General features: G+C 64.6%; 19 protein-coding genes. 4 read left to right on the top strand and 15 right to left on the bottom strand.

Annotated elements, in window-relative coordinates; translation table 11 throughout:
* Positions 1-10: 10 nt before the first annotated feature.
* The 3 genes from KPG71_RS11870 to KPG71_RS11860 all read right to left on the bottom strand — a co-directional run bounded on the left by KPG71_RS11870 (position 11) and on the right by KPG71_RS11860 (position 2,204).
* Complete coding sequence (locus tag KPG71_RS11870; RefSeq protein WP_216338273.1) at positions 11-586, bottom strand: DUF1523 family protein; 576 nt, start codon at positions 584-586, stop codon at positions 11-13.
* A gap of 14 nt (positions 587-600) precedes the next feature.
* A complete protein-coding gene (locus KPG71_RS11865; RefSeq protein ID WP_216338272.1) occupies positions 601-867 on the bottom strand; it encodes a hypothetical protein in 267 nt (88 codons plus the stop codon).
* A 128-nt stretch (positions 868-995) separates the two neighbouring features.
* Positions 996-2,204, bottom strand: coding sequence for an aminopeptidase P family protein (locus KPG71_RS11860; protein ID WP_216338271.1), 1,209 nt, complete (start codon positions 2,202-2,204; stop codon positions 996-998).
* A gap of 152 nt (positions 2,205-2,356) precedes the next feature.
* Between KPG71_RS11860 and KPG71_RS11855 the strand changes: the two genes are divergently transcribed.
* Positions 2,357-3,352: a P1 family peptidase gene (locus tag KPG71_RS11855; protein ID WP_216338270.1), complete on the top strand. Its 996-nt coding sequence runs from the start codon at positions 2,357-2,359 to the stop codon at positions 3,350-3,352.
* 77 nt (positions 3,353-3,429) lie between these two features.
* On the opposite strand, the gene KPG71_RS11850 is transcribed toward KPG71_RS11855, so the two are convergent.
* Positions 3,430-4,218 (bottom strand): alpha/beta hydrolase, encoded by a 789-nt coding sequence (locus KPG71_RS11850; protein WP_216338269.1) that lies wholly within the window; start codon positions 4,216-4,218, stop codon positions 3,430-3,432.
* Positions 4,219-4,310: 92 nt separating this feature from the next.
* Here KPG71_RS11850 and KPG71_RS11845 point away from each other — a divergent pair, with 92 nt between their 5' ends.
* Together KPG71_RS11845 and KPG71_RS11840 are read left to right on the top strand one after the other, a co-directional pair.
* The gene (locus KPG71_RS11845) at positions 4,311-5,783 is read left to right on the top strand and encodes an NAD-dependent succinate-semialdehyde dehydrogenase (protein WP_216338268.1); all 1,473 of its coding nucleotides are present in this window, start codon (positions 4,311-4,313) and stop codon (positions 5,781-5,783) included.
* A 210-nt stretch (positions 5,784-5,993) separates the two neighbouring features.
* Complete coding sequence (locus KPG71_RS11840) at positions 5,994-7,226, top strand: META domain-containing protein (protein WP_216338267.1); 1,233 nt, start codon at positions 5,994-5,996, stop codon at positions 7,224-7,226.
* 112 nt (positions 7,227-7,338) lie between these two features.
* Here the strand turns inward: KPG71_RS11840 and KPG71_RS11835 are convergent, their stop codons facing one another.
* The 7 genes from KPG71_RS11835 to KPG71_RS11805 form a co-directional block, all read right to left on the bottom strand.
* Positions 7,339-7,806: an Hsp20 family protein gene (locus tag KPG71_RS11835; RefSeq protein ID WP_216338266.1), complete on the bottom strand. Its 468-nt coding sequence runs from the start codon at positions 7,804-7,806 to the stop codon at positions 7,339-7,341.
* Between the two features lie 140 nt (positions 7,807-7,946).
* Positions 7,947-8,768 (bottom strand): serine protease, encoded by an 822-nt coding sequence (locus KPG71_RS11830; protein WP_216338265.1) that lies wholly within the window; start codon positions 8,766-8,768, stop codon positions 7,947-7,949.
* A complete protein-coding gene (locus tag KPG71_RS11825) occupies positions 8,765-9,562 on the bottom strand; it encodes a serine protease (protein WP_216338264.1) in 798 nt (265 codons plus the stop codon). The genes KPG71_RS11830 and KPG71_RS11825 overlap by 4 nt, the downstream gene beginning before the upstream one ends.
* Positions 9,563-9,610: 48 nt before the next feature.
* Positions 9,611-10,942 (bottom strand): glycolate oxidase subunit GlcF, encoded by a 1,332-nt coding sequence (glcF, locus tag KPG71_RS11820; RefSeq protein WP_216338263.1) that lies wholly within the window; start codon positions 10,940-10,942, stop codon positions 9,611-9,613.
* A gap of 59 nt (positions 10,943-11,001) precedes the next feature.
* On the bottom strand, positions 11,002-12,135 hold the full coding sequence (gene glcE / locus KPG71_RS11815) for a glycolate oxidase subunit GlcE (RefSeq protein ID WP_216338364.1): 1,134 nt from the start codon (positions 12,133-12,135) through the stop codon (positions 11,002-11,004).
* Between the two features lie 63 nt (positions 12,136-12,198).
* Positions 12,199-13,638 (bottom strand): FAD-linked oxidase C-terminal domain-containing protein, encoded by a 1,440-nt coding sequence (locus tag KPG71_RS11810; protein WP_216338262.1) that lies wholly within the window; start codon positions 13,636-13,638, stop codon positions 12,199-12,201.
* A gap of 344 nt (positions 13,639-13,982) precedes the next feature.
* Complete coding sequence (locus KPG71_RS11805; RefSeq protein ID WP_216338261.1) at positions 13,983-14,900, bottom strand: DMT family transporter; 918 nt, start codon at positions 14,898-14,900, stop codon at positions 13,983-13,985.
* A gap of 106 nt (positions 14,901-15,006) precedes the next feature.
* Between KPG71_RS11805 and KPG71_RS11800 the strand changes: the two genes are divergently transcribed.
* Positions 15,007-15,690 carry a YafY family protein gene (locus KPG71_RS11800; RefSeq protein ID WP_216338260.1) on the top strand — a complete coding sequence of 228 codons (684 nt, stop codon included), beginning with the start codon at positions 15,007-15,009 and terminating at the stop codon, positions 15,688-15,690.
* A 36-nt stretch (positions 15,691-15,726) separates the two neighbouring features.
* On the opposite strand, the gene KPG71_RS11795 is transcribed toward KPG71_RS11800, so the two are convergent.
* The 4 genes from KPG71_RS11795 to KPG71_RS11780 are packed head-to-tail and all read right to left on the bottom strand — an operon-like array spanning position 15,727 to position 22,407.
* Positions 15,727-17,775 carry a hypothetical protein gene (locus KPG71_RS11795; protein ID WP_216338259.1) on the bottom strand — a complete coding sequence of 683 codons (2,049 nt, stop codon included), beginning with the start codon at positions 17,773-17,775 and terminating at the stop codon, positions 15,727-15,729.
* Entirely contained in the window at positions 17,772-20,528 is a 2,757-nt protein-coding gene (locus KPG71_RS11790; protein ID WP_216338258.1) for a DUF4159 domain-containing protein, read from the bottom strand. Before KPG71_RS11790 ends, KPG71_RS11795 begins: the two co-directional genes overlap by 4 nt.
* The gene (locus KPG71_RS11785) at positions 20,528-21,403 is read right to left on the bottom strand and encodes a DUF58 domain-containing protein (protein WP_367397350.1); all 876 of its coding nucleotides are present in this window, start codon (positions 21,401-21,403) and stop codon (positions 20,528-20,530) included. The genes KPG71_RS11790 and KPG71_RS11785 overlap by 1 nt, the downstream gene beginning before the upstream one ends.
* On the bottom strand, positions 21,400-22,407 hold the full coding sequence (locus KPG71_RS11780) for a MoxR family ATPase (RefSeq protein WP_216338257.1): 1,008 nt from the start codon (positions 22,405-22,407) through the stop codon (positions 21,400-21,402). The genes KPG71_RS11785 and KPG71_RS11780 overlap by 4 nt, the downstream gene beginning before the upstream one ends.
* Between the last annotated feature and the right edge of the window lie 25 nt (positions 22,408-22,432).

Here is a 22,432-nt window from a genome sequence, read left to right as displayed (position 1 = left end):
GGCGCGCTGTTTACCCCCAGCCGTCGGTCCATTCATCAATGGTCGGCTCGATACGGTTCTTGCGGAACCGTTTCCACCGCACCCATATACCCCACGCAAAAGCGGCCAGAACCGTCAAAACGATGATGTTGAACCACGGAATCAACCGGACATCCGGGCCCGCGACCGGCTTGACCGACACGGCATTGGGAAAAATCGACAGGAATTCATTGCGCCAGCCATAATGCGTGACAGCATACCACTCGGGGGCGTCCTTGCTGGAGACTGCGTCATTGGCATCGGTATAAAGGTTCGCGGTATCGAACTTGAAATACGGCGGCCAGCCCCAGCCAGTATCCTCGTTACGGTAGACCATCGGATCGCCATCGGGCTGCACAGCCTGAATGAACTGCACGTCCCAGCTTTCCAGTTTGGCTTGTGATTCATCGGACGCCGCCCAGAACATGCGCGTCCAGCCGGTCACGTCCTGCCGTTCTTCGTAGGTATTCACGATACGGACGATGTCGCGCTGAGGTAATGTGTAGTGCAGGAATCCGGCCACGATCAACCAGAATAGCGCCCAGAATACCCATTTGACATAAACCATCGCAGCCCACCCTCTTACATGAAGTTCGTCACATAGATGATCGCCGCAATCGCGACAACCGGCACGACATAGATCAGCACGATCAGCTTGCGGCGCAAGGAACGGTCATACTGCTCCATACCTTCGGTCATGTAGGTTTCCTTGTCGCCGGGGCGGCCCGTGGCCTCCCATTCCCGTTCCAGTTTGCGCCGTCGCGTCGCACGGGACCAGAAAGAAACGGCGACATAGATCACCGACAGGATCAGAAAGCCGAAAACCACAAGTCGCAGGAATGCCAGCATGGGGCGCCCTTTTCACGATGCGTACTGTATTCTGCATAAGGTGCTGCGGCGATCAGGGCAATGACCGCCTCATGTACCAAAAAGGCGGCCCCCGGCTGGGGCCGCGCAGATATGCTCAGGAATCACCCTCAACCGACGACGTTGAACCCGGGGCCATAGGGATAGCCTGTGATGTTCTCGTTGCCGTCCTCGGTAATGACGAGAATATCATGTTCCCGGTATCCGCCCGCGCCCGGCATACCCTGCGGCAGGGTCAGCATCGGCTCCATGCTGATGACCATTCCGGGTTGCAGAACCGTGTCGATATCTTCACGCAGCTCCAGCCCGGCCTCGCGGCCATAGTAATGGCTGAGCAAACCGAAAGAATGCCCATAGCCGAAGGTGCGATATTGCAGCAGATCGCGTTCCTCGAAGAACGCGTTGATCGCCTGCGTGACCTCGGCACAGCTGACATTCGGTTTGAGCAGAGACATGCCGTATTCATGGGCGGCCACATTCGCCTCCCATATTTTCAGCGAGGCATCATCGACCTCACCGACGAACATGGTCCGTTCCAACGCGGTGTAATAGCCCGAAATCATCGGGAAGGTATTGAGGCTCAGGATATCCCCGTGCTGCACCTGTCGCGATGTAACCGGGTTATGCGCCCCGTCAGTGTTCAACCCCGACTGGAACCAGACCCAGGTATCGCGATATTCGGCATCGGGAAAGGATTTGGCGATTTCCAACTCCATCGCATCCCGACCCGCCACGGCGATGTCGATTTCCCGCGCGCCCACCTTGACCGCATCGCGGATCGCGTAACCTCCGGCATCCGCCACCCTTGCGCCTTCGCGGATCAGCGCGATTTCCGCAGGCGATTTCCACATCCGCTGCCGCATCGTGGCCGGGGCCAGATCGACCATGGTCAGGGGCATCAGGAAATCTTCCATCTTGTCACGGCCCTGCAACGTCAGGTGATCGCCTTCGTAGCCGATGACCTTGCCTTCACCCGTGACCGACCGGATGGCCCGCCAGTAATTGTCGCGCTGCCAGTCGGTATAGGTGATGTTGTCGCCAAAGCATCGCCGCCACGGCTGACCCGCGTCGATGCCTGCGCTGATCGTCACGCTGTCTGTGTCTGTCACGACCAAGGCGTAGGGGCGGCCAAAGGCGCAATACAGGAACCCGCTGTAGTAGGCGATGTTGTGCATCGAGGTGAAGACAACCGCCTGCACACCGGCATCTTCCATGATCTCGCGCAGCCATTTCAACCGCTCTTCGTATTCGGAATCGGCAAATGGCAGCACAGCCTTTTCGCCATTGTGAAAGCGATACATTTCAGGACGTTCAGTCATAACGACCCTCCTATCAAAGAAAGGCCCCGGCGTTCAGGACTTTTGGATTTCGGCCCCCATGAGGCGACGCCATCGCCCCGGCCATCCCTTTCCTTGCCGATCCTGCGCGATCTGGCAAGATGGTTTGCGACGCATTCAAGGGATTTCATGCAATGACAGTCCGACCGGGACCAAGGAACCTGATCACAGACGTGCCCGGCCTGTTGGTCGGACATGCACATGATGGCACCATCAAGACTGGTGTGACAACTCTTGTGGGGGACATCCCCTTTACGGCTGGGGTCCATGTGATGGGCGGTGCACCGGGCACACGCGAAACCGACCTGCTGGCCCCGGACAAGACGGTCGGGCAAGTGGACGCGCTGGTATTGTCGGGTGGCTCGGCCTTTGGCCTGGATGCGGCCTCGGGCGTGGCAGATGCACTGCGCTCTGCGGGGCGCGGTTTCGCGGTGGGAGATCAGCGGGTGCCTATCGTGCCCGGTGCAATCATTTTCGACCTCCTGAATGGCGGGGCGAAGGATTGGCAAACCAACCCTTACAAACGATTGGGCATGGAAGCCCTTGACGACGCCAGCCCGGAGTTCGCCCTTGGCTCTGTTGGTGCAGGAACCGGGGCCACCACCGCCAATCTGAAAGGCGGGCTTGGATCTGCCTCGGTCGTGCTCCCGTCTGGCCATACGGTGGGGGCATTGGTCGTGGTCAACGCGCTTGGTTCGGCCACGGTTGGCGACAGCCCGCATTTCTGGGCCGCGCCGTTCGAAATCGGGGATGAGTTCGGCGGGTTTGGACCCGCACAAAGCTATCCGGTTTCACGCATCCCGCACACCAAGCTGTCGCAGCACGCCAACACCACCATCGGCATTGTAGCCACCGACGCCGCACTGACGAAACCACAATGCACACGTCTGGCGACGGCCGCGCACGATGGGTTCGCCCGCGCCCTTGTACCATCACACACCCCGATGGATGGCGACCTGATCTTTGCCGCGGCAACGGGGGCCCGACCGCTTGAGGATCAGATAGCCGATACGCTCTATCTTGGTCACGCGGCGGCAACCTGCATGGCCCGTGCCATCGCCCGCGCGGTGTATCTGGCCACGCCGGTCGACGGAGATACCTTGCCTTGCTGGGCCACACGCCACACATGATGTCACTGTTTCGAATGTGCTCGAGCTCTGCACTCGCTTCGGGTGTAGTAGGTTGAATATTGGGCGAACAACGAAGATCAGTCCGCCAAGGCGGCAACCATCGCACCATCGGGACTGGCCAGCCCGTCGATCACATCGAAATGGTGCCTGCCTTCGGCCACGACATGGCCACAGCCCCAGGCCTCGGCCAACCACCGCGCCTGATCCAGAAATGCAGGGCGCTCATCCGCCCCCACCCAAACGGTGACAGGCACGTCCATGGGACGCATGAGAACCGGGCTCTCGGCCTCGGCGGCAGCCAGATCCAGACCGAACTGCGCATTCATCGAGGTCTTGAGCATCGGGCGCAAGTCGGCAACGGGCGAGATCGGCACGATACTGTGCAGGCGTTGCGCCACCTCGGGCGGCAACACGCCGGGGACAGCCATTCGCGCCACCAGATGCCCGCCTGCGGAATGGCCGCTCAGCGCAATGGGGCCTGCCACCTGTTCGGCAACCACGGTAACAGCGCGAGCAATCTGTAGCGTGATCCCGGCAATCGTCACGTCGGGACACAAATCATAGGACGGCATGGCCACAGCCCATCCCCGCGCCAAGGGACCGACGGACAGATGCGACCAGTACGAGTTGTCGAACCGTAACCAATACCCCCCGTGAACAAAGACGCACACGCCGTTGGGGACACCTTCGGGAAGAAACAGGTCGAGCTTTTGGCGCGGGCTATCGCCATAAGGGATCGCCAGGCTGGCGCGTCCGGCACTGCTCAGCGCTTCACGAAAGGCGACGGCCTGTTGTGCCCACCGGGGCGGATACCCCTCGGCCCCCGGAATATGGGCCGCATTCGCATAAGCATCATCCAGTTCCATAGTAACTTCCTGCCTGTTTATCTGGACAAGCGTAGCGCAAGATGCTTTGCCTTTGCGAGACCAATCCGAAACGTCCGAGAAAGGAAAACGCCATGACCAAAACCGATCTGAAATCATTGCTGAAGGATCCCAGCCTTCTGGCCGAGCAATCCTATCTGGCCGGTGAGTGGGTGGATGGCGACAACGGCACCTACGAGGTGACCAACCCCGCACGGGGCGACGTGATCGCCAATGTCGCCGACCTGAGCCGCGCACAGGTGGCCAAGGCCATCGCCGAGGCCGAAGCCGCGCAAAAGGAGTGGGCCAGCTGGACAGGCAAGGAACGCGCCGCCGTGTTGCGCAAGTGGTTCGACCTGATGATGGAAAACCAGGACGATCTGGGCACCATCCTGACCGCCGAGCAAGGCAAACCGCTGGCCGAAGCCAAGGGTGAAATCGCCTATGGCGCCAGTTTCGTTGAATTTTTCGCCGAAGAGGCCAAGCGCATTTACGGTGAAACCATCCCCGGCCACCAGCGGGACAAACGGATCACCGTGATCAAGCAGCCCATCGGCGTCGCCGCGTCGATCACGCCGTGGAACTTCCCGAATGCCATGATCACCCGCAAGGCCGCGCCGGCCCTGGCGGCGGGTTGTGCCTTTGTCGGGCGCCCGGCGGCGGAAACGCCGCTGTCGGCCACGGTTCTGGGCGTTCTGGCCGAGCGCGCAGGCATCCCGAAGGGGGTGTTCAGCATCGTCACCTCGTCGCGGTCCAGCGAGATCGGCAAGGAATTCTGCGAAAACCCCGTTGTGCGCAAGCTGACCTTCACCGGTTCGACCGAAGTTGGCCGCATCCTGCTGCGTCAGGCCGCCGACAGCGTGATGAAATGCTCGATGGAACTGGGCGGCAACGCGCCATTCATCGTGTTCGACGACGCCGATCTGGACGCCGCCGTGGAAGGCGCGATTATGTGCAAGTTCCGCAACAACGGCCAGACCTGTGTCTGCGCCAACCGCATCTATGTGCAGGCCGGTGTCTATGACGCCTTCGCCGAAAAGCTGAAGGACGCGGTGAGCAAGCTGAAGATGGGCGACGGTCTGGAGGAAGGTGTTGCGCTTGGCCCGCTCATCAACCCGGATGCCATTGAAAAGGTTCAGGAACATGTGGCCGACGCGACCGCCAAGGGGGCCAAGGTGATCTTGGGTGGCGGTGAGCCCGTACAGGGGCCGGGCTATTTCCTGCCGCCGACCATCGTGACCGGCGCGACGCAGGACATGCAGTTCGCCACGGACGAAACCTTTGGCCCGCTCGCTCCGCTGTTCAAGTTCGAGGATGTGGATGACGTGATCGCCATGGCCAATGACACGATCTTCGGTCTGGCCAGCTATTTCTATGCCAAGGATCTCAGCCGGGTCTACAAGGTGGCCGAAGCACTGGAATACGGGATCGTCGGCGTGAACACCGGAATCATCTCGACCGAGGTCGCACCGTTCGGCGGGGTCAAGCAATCGGGCCTTGGCCGCGAGGGGAGCCATCACGGAATCGATGAATTCCTGGAGATGAAATACATCTGCATGAGCGTCTGAGGCCGAATCGGGCGCAAGCCCATGGTTAACAAGGCAAAACCCGGCTCGGTATCGCGTCTGTAACACGTCGGTATCGCGTCGGTATTCCACACAGCCGCGCGCCCGGTTAACAGGGCGCGCGGTTTTTTATGGGTGACGCGACGGCATATTTCGATTTCACTGATAGGATACAAATATGTGAACTGAACAATCTGGTCCCGGAGGTTATCCATGTTTCGCCTTGCCCTGTCCGCCGCCCTGACCCTGGGCGTGACGTCCGCCGCGCTTGCGCAGGAGGATACGCGCCAGATCACCGGGCAGTTGATCTACCTGCAAAAGATCGCCTTGCCGCCGGGAGCCGAAGTAACGGTGGCCGCGCAAGGCGCGTTCGGCACCGAGCTGGACCTTGCCCGGTTTGAAACCACCGGGCAGCAGGTGCCGCTCCCGTTCGAGCTGACCGTGCCCAACGATCTGTCGGGTGAGGTCAGCGCGGTCATCCGCATGAAAGATCAACCTTGGTGGATTGTGCAGGACATCCCCTTTGGCGCAGGCAATACCCCCGTCGATCTGGGCGATCTGCGGCTGGAGCGGTTCACGCCGCTGGCCTTTGCCACCCGTTTCGATTGCGGCGGAACCGAGGTGCAGTTCGGCGTAGCGGAAGACCGCGCCACGTTGCGGGTGAACGGGCAGGATTTCGAGATGGTCCCTGCAATCTCGGCTTCGGGCTCGCGGTATGTCAGCAAAGGGGACGAGAGCACCGAATTCTGGTCCAAGGGCGACATGGCCATGCTGACCGTTGCGGGCGAAGAGATGCCCGAATGCACTCGGATCGACGATGATGCCGCGCCCTATCGCGCAGGCGGGAACGAACCGGGCTGGCACGTAAGTATCGGCGAGTCCGAGATCGACGTGGTGGCGGATTATGGCGAATTGACCCGCAGCACCCAACGGCCCGACGTACAGGTGATGCCCGGCGCGTATGTCTTTGACATGCCCGATATCCGCACGCGGCTGACGATCGAAGACCGGATGTGTCACGACGACGCCACCGGCATGCCGTATCCGCATCGCGCCACGCTGAACCTGGACGAGCGCAGCCTGCATGGATGCGGCGGCGACCCGGCCAGCCTGCTGACAGGAAGTGAATGGCGAATCGAAGACGTGGCGGGCCAGGGCATCGTGGACGCGTCCAACATCACGATCCTGTTCGACAGAAACAAACGGGTGTCGGGCAGTACCGGCTGCAATCGTTTCATGGGCGGATACGAGTTGACAGGCGAGGGGCTGAACCTTGGCCAGATGGGGGCCACGATGATGGCCTGCCCGGAAGCGTTGATGAAACAGGAGCAGCGGGTCCTCGACGCGCTGAAACAGGTCCGGCGGTTCGATATCGACGACACCGGCGCATTGTTGTTGATCGGCGGGCCAGAGGACGCGCCCCTGCTGACCGGGCGTCGGCCCTGACGGGTTAGGCGGCATTCACGGCGAGTACGGTTTTGGATACCTTACATCACGACAAACAAAAGCCCGGCCAGTCAGACTGGCCGGGCACGTTTCTTTCAAAGAGGCCGTGACCTCAGTTGACGGTCGTACCCTCGACAACGTCCTTCTCGGTCGCGTCGCCGCTGGCGATCTCGATCCGGCGGGGCTTCAGCGCCTCGGGCACTTCACGCACAAGGTCGATATGCAGCATGCCGTCGGCATGGCTGGCACCCGTCACCTTGACGTGATCGGCCAGTTGGAACTTGCGTTCAAAAGCGCGGGTTGCGATGCCGCGATGCAGGAAGGTACGGTCGCTGTCGTCCTCGGCCTTGCGGGCCGACACGATCAAAGCACCGTCTTTCACCTCGACCGACAGATCGCTGTCGGCGAAACCGGCTACGGCGATCGAAATCCGATAGGCGTCATCGGCGGTCTTTTCGATATTGTAAGGGGGATAGGTGGGCTGTCCCATGTCGCTGGACAGGACACGGTCCATCATGTCCGCGATCTGGTCGAACCCGACAGTGGCCCGGTACAGGGGCGCGAGATCAAAGTTACGCATTGGTCATCCTCCGTTGAGCGATACCTGATGTATTGCCTTCCCATGGGGACAGGCTGTTGATGCCCGGCCCGCCTTTGCGGCACCGGGACTCTGCAGATTTGGGAAGCGTCGTTCGGGATTTCAAGACCGCTTTGGCGGTCTCAGGGACGGGCGAATTTGGCGCCCGAAGCGCGATGCCCATTGCCCACCTGCACCCGGCGAAACCCCTCGGCAGCGGTCGCGCGAGGGGCCGGCATGGTGCGCAGGTTGCGCTTGAGATCCTGCACAATCGCGGGAAGGTCCATGCCATAGGCAACGTGCTGCCCGTCTTCACTGTTGCCGCCGCTGACCAGCGACAGGATGCGCGCGCGTTCTCCGTTACGGGCAAAAACGGGCGCCCCGGAGGAGCCGAACGTCACGTCGCAATCGAACGCCATCAGCCCCTTGTGCTGCCAGGTCAGCCCGCATTCGCGCTGCCACGAGGGCGAGGCATCCCGATCACGCCCGTAAGAGACAACACTGACGCGCTGACCGTCCCTGACGGGACCATAGAGGACAAAAGGATCGGCCACATGGGCCGGGATCGGATTGGCCAGTTGCAGGATCGCTACATCGTTGCGGACATTGTCGGCGGTCACGCCGATCGTCGGATCATACCCCTTGGGGGCGACATGGCGGGCCACTCCGCGCTCGGCAATCGCGCGGCCATGACGCAAGCCCGCCCGGAACGTGATACTGTCCGCCGGGCGCAGTTTGTCCTGTGCATTGTACAGGCAATGCGCGGCGGTCAACACGAGGTCGGGCGCGATCAGGATGCCGGTACAATAGCCCGTTTTCCCCAGATCGACGCGCCCCACGGCCTCCCATCCGAACAGGTCGTCACGATCGTTCAGCCGGGTCAGCCCCGTGTTGTCGGCCAAGACCGGACCGGCAATCGCAAGAGCACATAGCAGGCCACCCAGGATGTGGCGTGGATTTTTCATGGCCGGGCGAATTTCGCGCTTTCCGGGCGGTTCGCGCCGGTCGAGAACATGCGCCGCGCGCCGTCTTCGCCCGCACCGCTTTCATAGGCGGCCATCAGGTCTTGCAGCGGGCCTTCCAACTGGGTGCCGAGCGAGACCTTGCGCCCGTCCATCTCCGCCATCGCCGACACTACGGAAACGACACGGGGCACGCCCGCCTCGAACGTGAAAATCGGCGCCCCAGAGGCCCCGAAATCGACCTCGCAGGACATGATCAGCACGCCCTGACGCCGCGCCATCACATCGCATATTTCCTGAAGCGAGGGCGCATCGGCCCGTCCGCGCGCATAGCTGACCACACCGATCTGCTGGCCCTTGCGCGGCTGGTGGTCGGTCTTGAACGGGATGACGCGGGTATTGCGCACCGGGTGGTGCAGTTCCAGCAGGGCCAGATCGTTGCGCACACGCTCGGCGGGTTCCTTGCGGTCGAATTCATAGTCGGGATGAATCACCGCGCGGCGCACCCACCGATAAGCCGAAGCGCGGCCATTGCGCCACCCGGCCAGGAATTCGATCTTTTCGTAGTCCAGACGCGCACCGGTCTCGCGATCGAACAGGCAATGCGCGGCGGTCAGCACAAGATCGGGGGCGATCAGCGCACCGGTGCAAAACCCGCGACCTGCCAGATCGAGACGGCCCACGGCCTCCCACGCGCGGCCCTCGTCCCCGGTATCCAGACGCTGGAGGCGGCTGTCTTCGGCGGCGGCCATACCGGCCAGACCCATGACAAATGACAGCAGCAAATATTTCAGCATGAGCCCTCCAACGGTTTTAATGCGGGCTAGCATGGGTTTAGGGCCAAATTAGGGCGCATTGCGCAGGTTTGGCACTTGCGGACCGGTGTTGTGGCCGGGACGCATCGCGGGTGGCCGGGGGCCGCCCGTGGCCCAATCCAGCAACTCGACGGTATGCACCACAGGCGTGTCCGTCCCCGATCCGATCTGCATCATGCAGCCGATATTTCCTGCGACGATCACATCCGGGTTTCTGGCCTCAAGCGTGCGGACCTTGCGCGCCTTGAGCTGGCCTGAAATTTCGGGCTGTATCAGGTTGTATGTTCCAGCCGAGCCGCAGCACAGATGGCTGTCGGCGGGTTCCACCACGGTAAAGCCCGCGCGTTTCAGCAAGTCCTTGGGATAGGTCTTGATCTGCTGCCCATGCTGGAGCGAACAGGCGGCGTGATAGGCCACGGTCAGACCCCTGGCCTCGCCCTCGGGAAGGTCGAGCTTCATCAGCACCTCGCTGACATCCATGGCGATGCCCGACACCGCCGCGGCCTGTTCGGCCAGCGGGTCGTTGCGGAACATGTGGCCATAATCCTTGACCGTCGTGCCGCAACCGCTGGTGTTGATCACGATGGCGTCCAGCCCCTCGTTATGCATTTCGGAATGCCACGCACGGATATTGCGCGCTGCCGCGCGGTGGCTTTCATCCGTCTTGCCCATATGATGGGTCAGCGCCCCGCAACAGCCCGCACCGTTTACGACGACAACCTCGCATCCCAGCCTGGTCAACAAGCGAATGGTGGCATCGTTGATATCGGTGTTCAGCGCCTTTTGCGCGCAGCCCGTCATCAGGGCTACGCGCATCCTGCGCGCGCCTTGCGCCGTGAAGGACTGCGGGTCGTCATTGCGGCTGACCGGAGGCACCTGTTTCGGGGCCATTTCCAGCATCGCCCTGAGGCGCGGATCGGGCATGAACCGGACCAGAGGGCGGCCAAGTTTCGCCCCCAGCAGAGCCAGCCGGAAACGCCCCGGATAGGGCAGGATTTTCGCCAGCATCCAGCGCAGGGCGCGCTCACCCAAGGGGCGCTTGTAGCGTTGTTCGATATACTCTCGCGCATGATCGACAAGATGCATGTAATGCACCCCCGACGGGCAGGTCGTCATGCAGGCCAGACAGGACAGGCAGCGGTCGATATGCCGGACGGTCTTCGCATCGGGCACCCGGTCGTTTTCCAGCATGTCCTTGATCAGGTAGATGCGGCCCCGGGGGCTGTCCAGTTCGTCTCCCAAAACCTGATAGGTCGGACAGGTCGCGGTGCAGAACCCGCAATGCACACAGGCGCGCAAAATCTCGTTCGAGCGCTGGATCGCCGGGTCGGTCAACTGCTCTGGTGTAAACTCGGTCTTCATCTAAACGCTCATCGCTTGTGCCGTATAACGCCCGGACCGGGGCAAGATCGCCGCCACCATCAAGCCGCCACTCCCATCAGGCCGGAATTGAACAGACCGCGCGGATCGAACCGTTGGCGCAGGCCGCGTTGCAGGGCCTCGATCGTCGGATCAAGCGGATGGAATGTTGCATCGCGTTCGCCCCCACGGATCAGCGTTGCATGCCCGCCGACCCCGGACAGTGCTGCGCGCACTTCCCCGGCTGCCGTCCCCTCCGGCACCAGCACCCAGATCAGCCCCCCGGCCCAGTCATACAATGCCCTGGCGCCGGAAATTCCCGCCACCACGCCCGGCGCATCCGACGGTTTGACCGACAGCCGCCAGACATCGCCAGAAATCCCGTGGAAGGGCTTTACATCCCGGATGTCTTGCCAGATTTGCCTTGTCCGCGCCGTGTCATGATCAATCTGCACCTCCCCGAACGCGGCCAACAATCTGGCCACCTCGTCAGCCCGATAGGCGACCGATCGCTCCGTGCCTTCCAACCGCAACGATGTCAGCGGCGCACCCTCCGGCCCGTCAGGCCGGTGCGCTGCGCCCGTCACCTCGAACGGCGAACCGAGCGCGCGCGCCATGGCCCTGATCGCGGCCCCATCGTCCAGTCCGGTCAGCGTGAGCGTGGCCGCCGTGGCGGTATCGGGCAGGACCTTCAGCGCCACCTCTGTCAACACGCCAAGGGTTCCGTAACTGCCCGCCATCAGCTTGACCAGATCGTAGCCGGTGACATTCTTCATCACCCGCCCGCCATTGCGCACCACCTGCCCGCGCCCGTTGACAAAGCGCACACCCAACAGGAAATCCCGTGCCGCGCCCGCCTGAATTCGCCGTGGCCCCGAGACATTGGCGGCGAACACACCGCCAATGGTCGGCACCCCCTCTGTTCCCAACAAACCACGATGATCCATCGGCTCGAACGCCAGCCGCTGACCTTCGGCGGCCAATACCTCTTCGATCTCGGTCAGCGGGGTGCCCGCCCCGGCCACCAGCGTCAGCGCACCGGGTTCGTAAAGCTCGATCCCCGACAGGCCCGAGGTGCTGAGCGGCACGCCCGCCACCGGCCCGCCAATCGGGCGCGTTCCCCCGCCCTGAACATGAAGCGGCCCCTCGGCCTCGGCCACGATGGTGGCCAGTTCGGCCTCGGTCTGGGGGATCAGCATTTTCATCTTTCTCAAAATACTCCGGGGGAGTCGCCCGCCGGGCGACGGGGGCAGCGCCCCCTATTCGGCGGCGATCCTGTGCGCCTCGCTGGCGGCCAGGGGGAAAACCTTGGCCGGGTTGAGCAACCATTTCGGATCGAACACATCCTTTACCGCCATCTGGATCTCGAGATCTTCGGGGGCGTATTGATCCGTCATCAGGTCACGTTTTTCGATGCCCACGCCATGTTCGCCCGTCAGGCATCCCCCGACCTCGACGCAGAGCTTCAGGATTTCCGCCCCGAGCGCCTCGCACCGTTCCAGATCGCCGGGTTTGTTGGCATCGAACAGGATCAGCGGGTGCATATTGCCATCGCCCGCGTGGAACACATTGGCCACATCCAGCCCGAATTCCCCGGACATCTCGCCAATGCGCCGCAGCACATAGGGCAGTTCGGTCACCGGGATCGTGCCATCGAGGCACATGTAATCGTTGATCTGCCCCATGGCCCCGAAGGCCGATTTGCGCCCCAGCCAAATACGCGCGCTTTCCTCTGCCGAGCTGCTCTCGCGCAGTTCGACCGGGTTGTGGCTGCGGGCGATTTCCATAATGGTTTCAAGCTGTTCGTCGATTTCCGCATCCGATCCCTCGACCTCGACGATCAGCAGCGCCTCGCAATCGGGATAGCCTGCCTTGGCAAAGGCCTCGCAGGCGCGGATACAGGGGCGATCCATGAATTCGATCGCCACGGGCAGGACACCGGCCTTGATGATGTCGGATACGCATTGGCCGGCCACTTCGTTGCTGTCGAATCCCATCAGGACGGGGCGGGCGCCCTCGGGTTTGTGCAGGATGCGCAGGGTGGCTTCGGTCACGACGCCGAGTTGGCCTTCGGAGCCGCAGACAAGGCCCAGAAGATCGTACCCCGCAGAGTCCAGATGCGCGCCGCCAAGTTCGATCACGGTGCCGTCCATCAGCACCAAGGTGACCCCCATCAGATTGTTGGTGGTCACGCCGTATTTCAGGCAATGCGCCCCGCCGGAATTCATCGCCACGTTGCCCGCAATCGCGCAGGCCAACTGGCTGGAGGGGTCGGGTGCATAGAAGAATCCATCGGCCTCCACGGCGCCGGTCACCGACAGGTTCGTGCGCCCCGATTGCACGCGGATAAAGCGATTTTCGTAATCTGTTTCAAGCACTTCGTTCAGTCGCGCCACCCCGAGGATCACGCTGTCTTCGGTCGGCAGGGCCCCACCGGCCAGCGACGTGCCCGAGCCGCGCGGCACCACCGGCACACCCATCTCGTGACAGATGCGCAGCACGTCCGACACCTGTTGCGTCGAGGACGGCAAAACGGCAGCGAGGGGTGGGCATTTATAGGCGGTCAGGGCGTCGCATTCATAGGCGCGGGTTTCGGCGGGGTCGGAGATCAGGGCATCGGACGGCAAGACGCCGGACAGGCGCGCAAGCAGTTGGGGTTTGCGGGCCAGAATATCCGGGTTGGGGCGTGGCATTTCCATATCTGACCCTCCTATTGGTAACAAAATATAACCAATTTAAGATTCTGGCAAGACCTTCCCACCGCATCGCCGCAGGCATGGGCCGGCCGGAGTTTCGTACGTTTCGTACAAAGCGTACACGGGTTTTGTACGAAAATCGGGCCGGTTCGGAAACTTTGCGTACGCAATCCGGCTTTTCCGCCCGGCAGTAACCGTTTCGCAACCTTTTCAGGGCACGGTGACGGCAGGTGTCTCAGGCCGATCATGGCCGCGCAAACGGGCCCTCTGTCATCGCGGTCAGCCCCCGCCACGCGGCAAAACCGCGAGGCGGGGGCGCAGATCAATCCGGCTGACGCCGTGACACCCTACAGGCCATTTCGCGGCGGCCCGGCGACGGGTGCCTTGCCTGAAAGTGGAGACTGAATCTTGCGGGTTTGCGACCAGACGACAGCGAATACGATCAACGCGCCACCGCAAAGGGCGCGCGGTGAGGGGCTTTCGGACAGGACCACCCATGCCAGCACCGGCGCAAGGGGCACTTCGAGCGTGGACAGCAGCGCCGTTTCAGCCGAGGGCAGCCGCCTTGCGCCTTCGGACAGCGTGACGGAGGCTACGGCGAACACGAAACCGAACCCCGCCAAAATCGGAAGCTCGCCGAGGGCGGTGCCGAAGGGCTGGCCGAACACCGCGGCAACCGGCAGCAACAGGACGGACGACAGGGCGGCGGGAAGCGCCGCGGTGGTGTCGGGATACGCGCGGTACACCACCATGGTTCCGGCCATCATGCATGTCATGACAAGGGCAAGGGCATCGCCGGCAAGACTCGCCCGGCCCAGAGACCCGGATACGATCACCAGAACGCCGATGAACGCCGTGGCGCTTGCAATGATCACGGTGCGGGTCGGGGCCTCCTTAATCAGAAGCCAGGACAATCCGGCCGCCATGAACGGCGCGGCGGCGTAGATCAGGGCGACATTCGCGACGCTGCTGAGTTTGAATGCGGGAATGAACGCGGCGGTCCCGGCAGCCATCAGGACGGTGACGAGACAAGCGGGCCTGCCGAACGCCCGGATTTCCGTGGCAAGGCGCCCCCGAACGGCGAGGTAGATCAGCGTGAAGGCGGCGGCGGCCAGTCCCCGCCAGAAGATGATGCCCCAGGCCCCGGTCGCCACGCCGTTGGTAAAGATGCCTGCGGTGCTGAACACGATGGCGGAAACGGTCACGAGGATGACGCCCGCGCTGCGGACCGGGGAGGTTGGTGAAGCCGGTCGGGAAAGGGTCATGGCGGGACTCCGGTCTGGTTTGCCGGAGACCGGAATATCCGATGCCTGTTGCCATATATGTGTCAGCAGTGATCTGATAGGTGCACAGGAAACCGACGGGTGCGCCATGAGCAAGAGCGACAGGTTCTTCGAGATCATCCAGCTTTTGAGGCGGGCCAAACGCCCGCTTCTGGCCCGCGAAATGGCCGAGGAACTGGAAGTGTCCCGGCGCACGATCTATCGCGATATCGCCACGTTGCAGGCCATGCAGACCCCGATCCTTGGCGAGGCCGGAGTCGGATACGTGATGCGCAAGGGATACGATCTGCCGCCGATCAATTTCGACATCGACGAAGCGGACGCCGTCGCCGTGGGGCTGAGCATGGTGGCGCGCACCGGCGATCCGGGGTTGTGGCGGGCGGCGCGGCGCGCCTCGCGCAAGCTGAGCGAAACCTCGCCCGGAACACGGCGGCTCGTGGCGTCGAGCTGGGGCGTCGAGGCCACGCCCGCGATCGATTTATCGGCCCTGCGCCAGTTGATCCGCGACGAGCGCAAGATCAGGCTGACCTATGAGGACGCCAGGGAAGAGCGCACCGCACGCACCGTCTGGCCGCTGGTTCTGATTTATTATTTCGATACCGCAATGCTGGTCGGGTGGTGCGAATTGCGCCGCGACCTGCGGCATTTCCGGGTGGATCGCATGGTGGATTGCACCCCGCTGGAGGACGGGTTTGCGGGGCTTGGCGCGGCATTGGTGGCGCGTTGGGAGGACACCCGGAAACAGGAAACCGTTTCGACAAAAGAGCTGTGACCGGGGCGGCGCGCGCCCTGCAACCTGTGGCGCGGGCTATCGCCGCCCTTCGCGCAGCCAGCCGCCGACCGTCAACGCGGCGATCAGGGCCAGCACGGCCCAGACCGGCAGCAACGGGGTTTGGGTGACGGACAGGGTTTCGAACGCGTTGCGCGGGGTCAGGCCGATCCAGCCGCGTCCCGAGGCGGGGCGGCCCGCGCGCACGTCGCGGATGCGGGGCAGACCGTCCTCGAGCGCCGTGGCGCCGCCACCGGTGCGTTCGAGCATGGGCTGCAGCGGCGCGGCGCTGGCGATGGTGTGTTCGAACTCGACCGGGGCGGCGGGGCCAAGGCCGATCACGGCGGTCTGATCGCCGTTTTCCAGCCGGTAGAGCCCGATTTCGGGACCGTCGAAAAGGGTTTCGAACCTGCCGGGGCTGACCTCGGTCAACTCGCGCTCGACCGTATCGCCCGACGGGGTGGTGATGATCACCGGCCCCACGGTATCGGACAGAGACCGGCGGATGATGCGCATTTTCTGGCCCGTGGCCTCGGCCCATAGGGCCTCTTCCTCGAGTTCGGGTTCCTTCATCATCCAGTGCGCGAGTCGGCGCAGCAGTTCCAGTTGCGGGCCGCCGCCCTCGTAGCCGCGATTCCACAGCCAGGCGTGATCGGAGGCCAGAAGCGCGACGCGCCCTTCGCCGACGCGGTCCAGCACCAGGAGCGGGCGGTCGCCCTGCCCGGTCATCACCATGTCGCCCGAGGTTTGTTCGACGTCGATCTGGCGCATCCAGCGGCCCCATTCACCGTCGAATTCGCGTTCGAGCCCCGCCGTGACCGGGTGGCGCTGGCCCAGATCGGTGACCGTGGGGCGGAAACGCTGTTCGATCACGCGGGCGGTGGGGCGGCCGGGCACGATGGATTTGATCGGCGTGCGATAGAGACTGTCGGCGCTGGCGAAATCCGGCCCGGCGGCGAACAGGACCGCACCGCCCTGTTCGACATAGGCGCGCACGTTGTCGAGATAGAGCGAGGGCAGGATGCCGCGCCGCTTGTAGCGGTCGAAAATGATCAGGTCGAAATCGTCGATCTTTTCAAGGAACAGCTCGCGCGTGGGAAAGGCGATGAGCGACAGTTCCCGCACCGGCACGCCGTCCTGCTTGGCCGGGGGACGCAGGATGGTGAAATGCACCAGATCGACCGAACTATCGGATTTCAGAAGGTTGCGCCATGTGCGCCCGCCGGCGTGCGGCTCGCCGGAAACCAGCAGCACCGACAGGCGGTCGCGCACGCCGTTGATCTGCACGAGCGCGGTGTTGTTGCGGTCGGTCAGTTCGCCCGGCGCTTCGGGCGTGGTGAATTGCAGCACGTTGCGCCCGCCATGCGGCAGGGTCAGGGGCAGGTCGATATCGCGGCCCAAGGGCACGTTGAAGCGGCGTGGCTCTTCGCCGTCGATGGAAATGTCGAGCGGCACGTTGGTCACGCCTTCGGGGGCGGCGCCGTCATCGGTGACGGTCAGGGTCAGGGTGACCTCTTCGCCCAGGATGGCGAAGGCCGGGGCGTTGGTGATGGTCAGGCGGCGGTCCCAGTCGGACTCGCGCCCGGTGTGCAGCAGGTGCAGCGGCGCGGGCAGGTCGGGGGCGCGGTCGGTGTCGTGGACGCGGCCATCGGAGAGCAGGATCGCGCCGGCAATGCGCCCGCGCGGTTCTTCGGCCAGGGCTTCGGCGAGGGCGGTCATGGCCTGTGTGCCGGTATTGTCGGCCCCGTCGGGAATGGGGATGCGCCGGACCTCGGTATTGGGGCGGGCGGCAAGGCGCGCGGCGAGGTCTTCGGCGGCCTGTGCGGTGGTGGCGGCGCGGTCGGCGAGTTGCTGGCTGGCGCTGCGGTCTTCGAGCAGCAGGACGATATCGCTGAGCGGTTCGCGGTTCTCGACCTGATAGACCGGGCCGGACAGCGCGGCGAGGATCGCCAGACCGGCCAGCGCCCGGAGCGGCCAGCCCGACAGCCCGCGCCACAGCGCAAGGGCGATCCCGGCGGCCAGGGCCACGCCGAGCGCCGCAATCAGCGGCCACGGCAGGAGGGGGTCGAACAGCACCGATCCGGTCATTGGCCCAACCTGTCGAGAAGCGCGGGCACATGCACCTGATCGGATTTGTAATTGCCGGTCAGCACGTGCATCACGAGGTTCACGCCAAAGCGGAACGCCATTTCACGCTGGCGTTCCCCGGCATAGCCACGGCCCACGGGAAACAACGCGTTGCCGCGTTCGTCCATCGCCCATGCGGCGGCCCAGTCGTTGCCGCCGATCACCACCGGCGTCACGTTGTCGTTGAGGTTGCGAAACGGCATGCCTTCGACCTGTTCGGCATCGGGCGGGGCGGCTTCGACCCAGACGGGGCGGCCGGAGTGGCGGCCCGGAAAATCCTGTAGCAGGTAGAAGGTGCGGGTCAGGACGTGATCCTCGGGGATGGGTTCGAGCGGCGGGATGTCCAGCGGACGCGCCAGCCGTTGCAACATCTGACCGTTGGGCGAGGACGCGCCGAAGCCCGCCACATTGGCATCGCGCGTGTCGAACAGGATCATGCCGCCGGTCCGCAGGTAGGCGTTGAGCCTTGCATAGGCCTCGTGCGAGGGGATCGGCTGATCCGGGGTGACGGGCCAGTAGAGCAGCGGGTAAAGCGCTAGGTCGTCGGTTTCCAGATCGACGCCGATGGGCGTGGCGGGTTCGACAGAGGTGCGGAAGAACAGGGTTTCGCTGAGTCCCGACAGACCGGCGCGGGCGGTGTCGTCAAGCCGGGGGTCGCCGGTGAGCACATGGGCAAGGACGACTTCGGAAGCGGCGGCGAGTTCCTTGTCGATATCCTGTTGCGCCTGTGCGGTGTCCGGCAGCGGCAGGAGCAGCGCGGCGAGGATCAGCGCGGCGGCGCGCGCGGGCCAGAGCCGCCCGGACAGCGCCAGCGAGGCGACGATATCGCCCATCAAAAGCAGCATCGACAACGCCAGAAGCCAGCCGCCAAGCGGGGTTTCCGGCGCGCGGGCCAGCCCCATTACGGGAACGCGGGCGGGCCATGCGGCGGGGGCCAGCGCGGTATCGGCGCGCGTCACGTTGAGGGCAAAGCGGCGGTCCGGCCCATCGTAGAGCCCCGGCTGCAGGTCGGGGCCGAGCGCATCGGTTATCAGCCGTTCCCCGGCGATGCCCGGCAGGGTTCCGGCATCGCGCAGCTTGCCGAAACCGTCGAGCACCTGAGCGGGTTGCCATGTGGTGCCTTGCAGTTCGGCCATGTCGGGCAAGGCCACGGCAGAGGACACGGCGAGGCGTTCGAGCATCTGCACGAACAGGCCCGACAGCGGCAGCGTGGACCATTCGGCATTGGCCGTGACATGAAACAGCACCACCTGCCCTGCCCCGACGCGTTTGCGCGTGACCAGCGGTGTGCCATCGGTCAGCTGCGCGATCACGCGGTCTGCCAGCGTGGGATCGGGTTGCGCCATGACCTGCGCGGAAACGGTGACATCATTGGGCACTGGCAGGCCCGCGAAGGGGCTGTCATCGTCGAACGGGGCGAGGGTTTTCGGCTCTCCCCAGCTCATCGCGCCGCCGACGGTACGCCCCCCGGCGCGCAGGCGCACCGGCAGGAGCGGCGATTCATCGGAGCGCGACACATCCGAGGCGGCAAGGCGCGATCCGGCAAAGCGCAAGAGCAGCCCGCCCTGATCCATCCAGTCCAGAAGCGCGTCCTGTTCGGCGGCGGACAGGGTGGCCACATCGGCCAGCACGATGACATCGGGATTGGCTGGCAGAACGTCCATCAGCGCACCGTCCAGCAGGTCGGCGGAGGGAATGAGCGCCTGTTCAAGGTAATGCAGCGGCGAGAGCAGCTCCAGACCTTCGCGGTTTTCGCGGCCCGCGATCAGGGCGACCTCGCGCCGCTTGAGGCTGTCATCGGTCAGGGTGACGGCCCCGGCGGTGTTCTGGCCCATGATTTCGAATCGCGTGAGGCGGGCGCGCAACTCGGCCGGCAGGGACAGGTCGCCGGTGGCGGTGGTGGCATCCGCATCGAAGCGCAGCGGAAGCGTGGCCAGAAGGCGCGGCAGGCCCTGTGGATCGCGGCCATGCGCCTCGATCGTGATGTCGCGCACCGCGCCCGTGCGGGCGCGCTGTGCAGTCAGCCTGACGGCGCCATCCTCGATTTCAGCCGGGGCAAGGGCAAGGATCGGGGCGGGGCTTTCGTAGACGGTGACGGGGCCGCGCGTTTCGAGTGCGGCCAGCAGCGCTGCGCGTGTCTCGCGGGCCAGCCCGTCGGACATCCAGCGGGTTTCGAAATCGCCCTCGGGCAGCGCGGCAAGGGCGCGTTCCATCATCGCGGGGGTGGCGGGCCATGCCTGCGGCACCAGCCCCGACAGGCGGCTGCGCCAGTTCTCGGCGGCGCGAAAGGCGGCGGGCTGCGGATCGGTCAGGCGCAGGATGGCGACGGGACGCGCGTTGCGCCCGGCCTCGGCCAGCATGTCGTCGAGCAGCGCCGATTGCGCGGGCCAGTCGCGGGCGCTGGCCCAACTGGCGTCAAGCACGATCAGGAGCGGGCCGGTCTGCGCCTGTTCGCCCTGCGCGCGCGGATTGAGCACCGGACCGGCCAGCCCGACGATCACGGCGGCCACGGCCAGCATCCGCAGCAAGAGCAGCCACCACGGCGTTCGGTCGGTCACGGTATCGTCGTCCTTGAGCCCCAGAAGGAGCGCCACGCCGGGAAAGCGGCGGCGGATCGGCGCGGGCGGCACGGCACGCAGCAAGATCCACAGGATCGGCAGCGCGGCCAGCGCCAGCAACAGCCAGGGCGCGGTAAAGGCGACAGGCCCCAGCATCAGGCGTGCCCCCCGTCAAAGGCGCGATAGAGCCACAACAGGGCCGATTGCGCGCTGTCCGAGGTGTGGTGCAGCCCGTATTGCCAGCCGGTGGCGAGGCACAGCGTTTGCAGCTCGGCCTTGCGGGCGGCGAGGCGATCCAGATAGCGGGTGCGCAGATCGGAGGCCTTGAGCGTTTCATGCGAGAGCGTTCCGCCGACGCTTTCGAAAATGGTGCGTCCGCGATAGGGAAAGGCCTCTTCCGCGGGGTCGAGGATATGCAGCAGGACGCCCTGAACGCCACGGTCGGCGGCCTTGGTCAGGGCGGCGCTGACGCCGTCGATCTCGCCCATGAAATCCGACAGGAACAGCGCGCGGCCATGCGGCAGCAACCCGCGCAGATCGGGCGTGCCGTATTCCTCGTCGCCGTCCTGCGTGAGCGCCTCGGCCAGTCGCGCGATCTGAGCGGCGCCGCGACGGGGCGGCAGGGTATGGCCGGTCAGGCCCACACGCTCGCCCGCGCGATTCAGCAGGATCGCGACGGCCAGAGCCAGCAAGCGGGCGCGGTCGGATTTCTCGGGCAGCTTCTGGTCAGAGGCAAAGCGCATCGAGGCCGCGTCATCGGCCCAGATCATCACGCTTTGGGCGATCTGCCATTCGCGTTGCCGCACGAACTGCGCGTCGGATTTGCCCGAACGCCGCCAGTCGATATCGCGCAGCGCATCGCCTGCCATGACCGGGCGGTATTGCCAGAAATCGTCGCCCATCCCCGAACGCCGCCGGCCATGTTCGCCCAGAAGGACGGTGCCGGCCAGATGCTCGGCCCGCGCCATGAGCGGGGGCAGCGCGGCTGCCTCGGCCTCGGACCGGGCACGAAGATGGGCGGATCGGGTCACGCTGCGGCCTCGATCCGCGTGACCTGTGCGACGGTGTCGGCGATCAGGCCGTCGAGGCGTTCGCCCCGAGCCCGCGCGGCGAAGTTCAGCGCCATGCGGTGAACCAGAACCGGCTGCGCCATGGCGGCGACATCGTCGGTATCGGGGGCAAGGCGGCCCTGCAGCATGGCGCGCGCCCGAACGGTCAGCATCAGGGCCTGCGCGGCGCGCGGCCCCGGCCCCCAGGCCACGTCCCGGCGCACGGCCTCGGAGGCGCTGTCGTCTTCGGGGCGGCAGGCGCGGACCAGGTCGAGGATGCATTCGACCACGGATTCGCCCACCGGCATGCGGCGCAGCAGGGTTTGCGCCGCGATCAGCTCGGCAGGGGTGAACACCTGATGCGATGCCGCCTCTTCGGCGCCGGTGGTGGCCAGCAGGATGTCACGCTCGGTATCGCGGTCGGGATAGGGCACGTCGATCTGCACGAGGAAACGGTCAAGCTGGGCCTCGGGCAAGGGATAGGTGCCTTCCTGTTCGATGGGGTTCTGCGTGGCCAGAACGTGGAACGGCGGATCGAGCGGGCGGTCCTGCCCGGCGACGGTGACCTGTCGTTCCTGCATCGCCTGCAACAGTGCCGACTGGGTGCGCGGGCTGGCGCGGTTGATTTCGTCGGCCATCAGAAGCTGGCAGAAGATCGGACCGGGAATGAACTTGAACGTGCGTGTGCCGTCGGCGCCGGTTTCCAGCACCTCGGAGCCCAGAATGTCGGCGGGCATCAGATCGGGGGTGAACTGCACCCGGTTGGCGTTCAGGCCCATCACGGTGGACAGTGTTTCGACCAGCCGCGTCTTGCCCAGCCCCGGCAAACCGATCAAAAGCCCGTGCCCGCCACTGAGCAGCGCCGAAAGCGACAGATCGACAACCCTCTCCTGCCCGATGAAGCGGCGGGTGATCGAGGCGCGCGCCTGCGCCAGCTTGTCTTCGAGTGCTTCGATCCCGGCCAGCAGATCGGCGTCATCGGTCATGGCAAAACTCCCTGTCAGGCTATAT

This window comes from Roseovarius sp. PS-C2 (assembly GCF_018862045.1).
GTDB lineage: Bacteria > Pseudomonadota > Alphaproteobacteria > Rhodobacterales > Rhodobacteraceae > Roseovarius.
The sequence above is the reverse complement of the archived record's forward strand: the minus strand, read 5'-3'. Positions and strand labels throughout refer to the sequence as shown.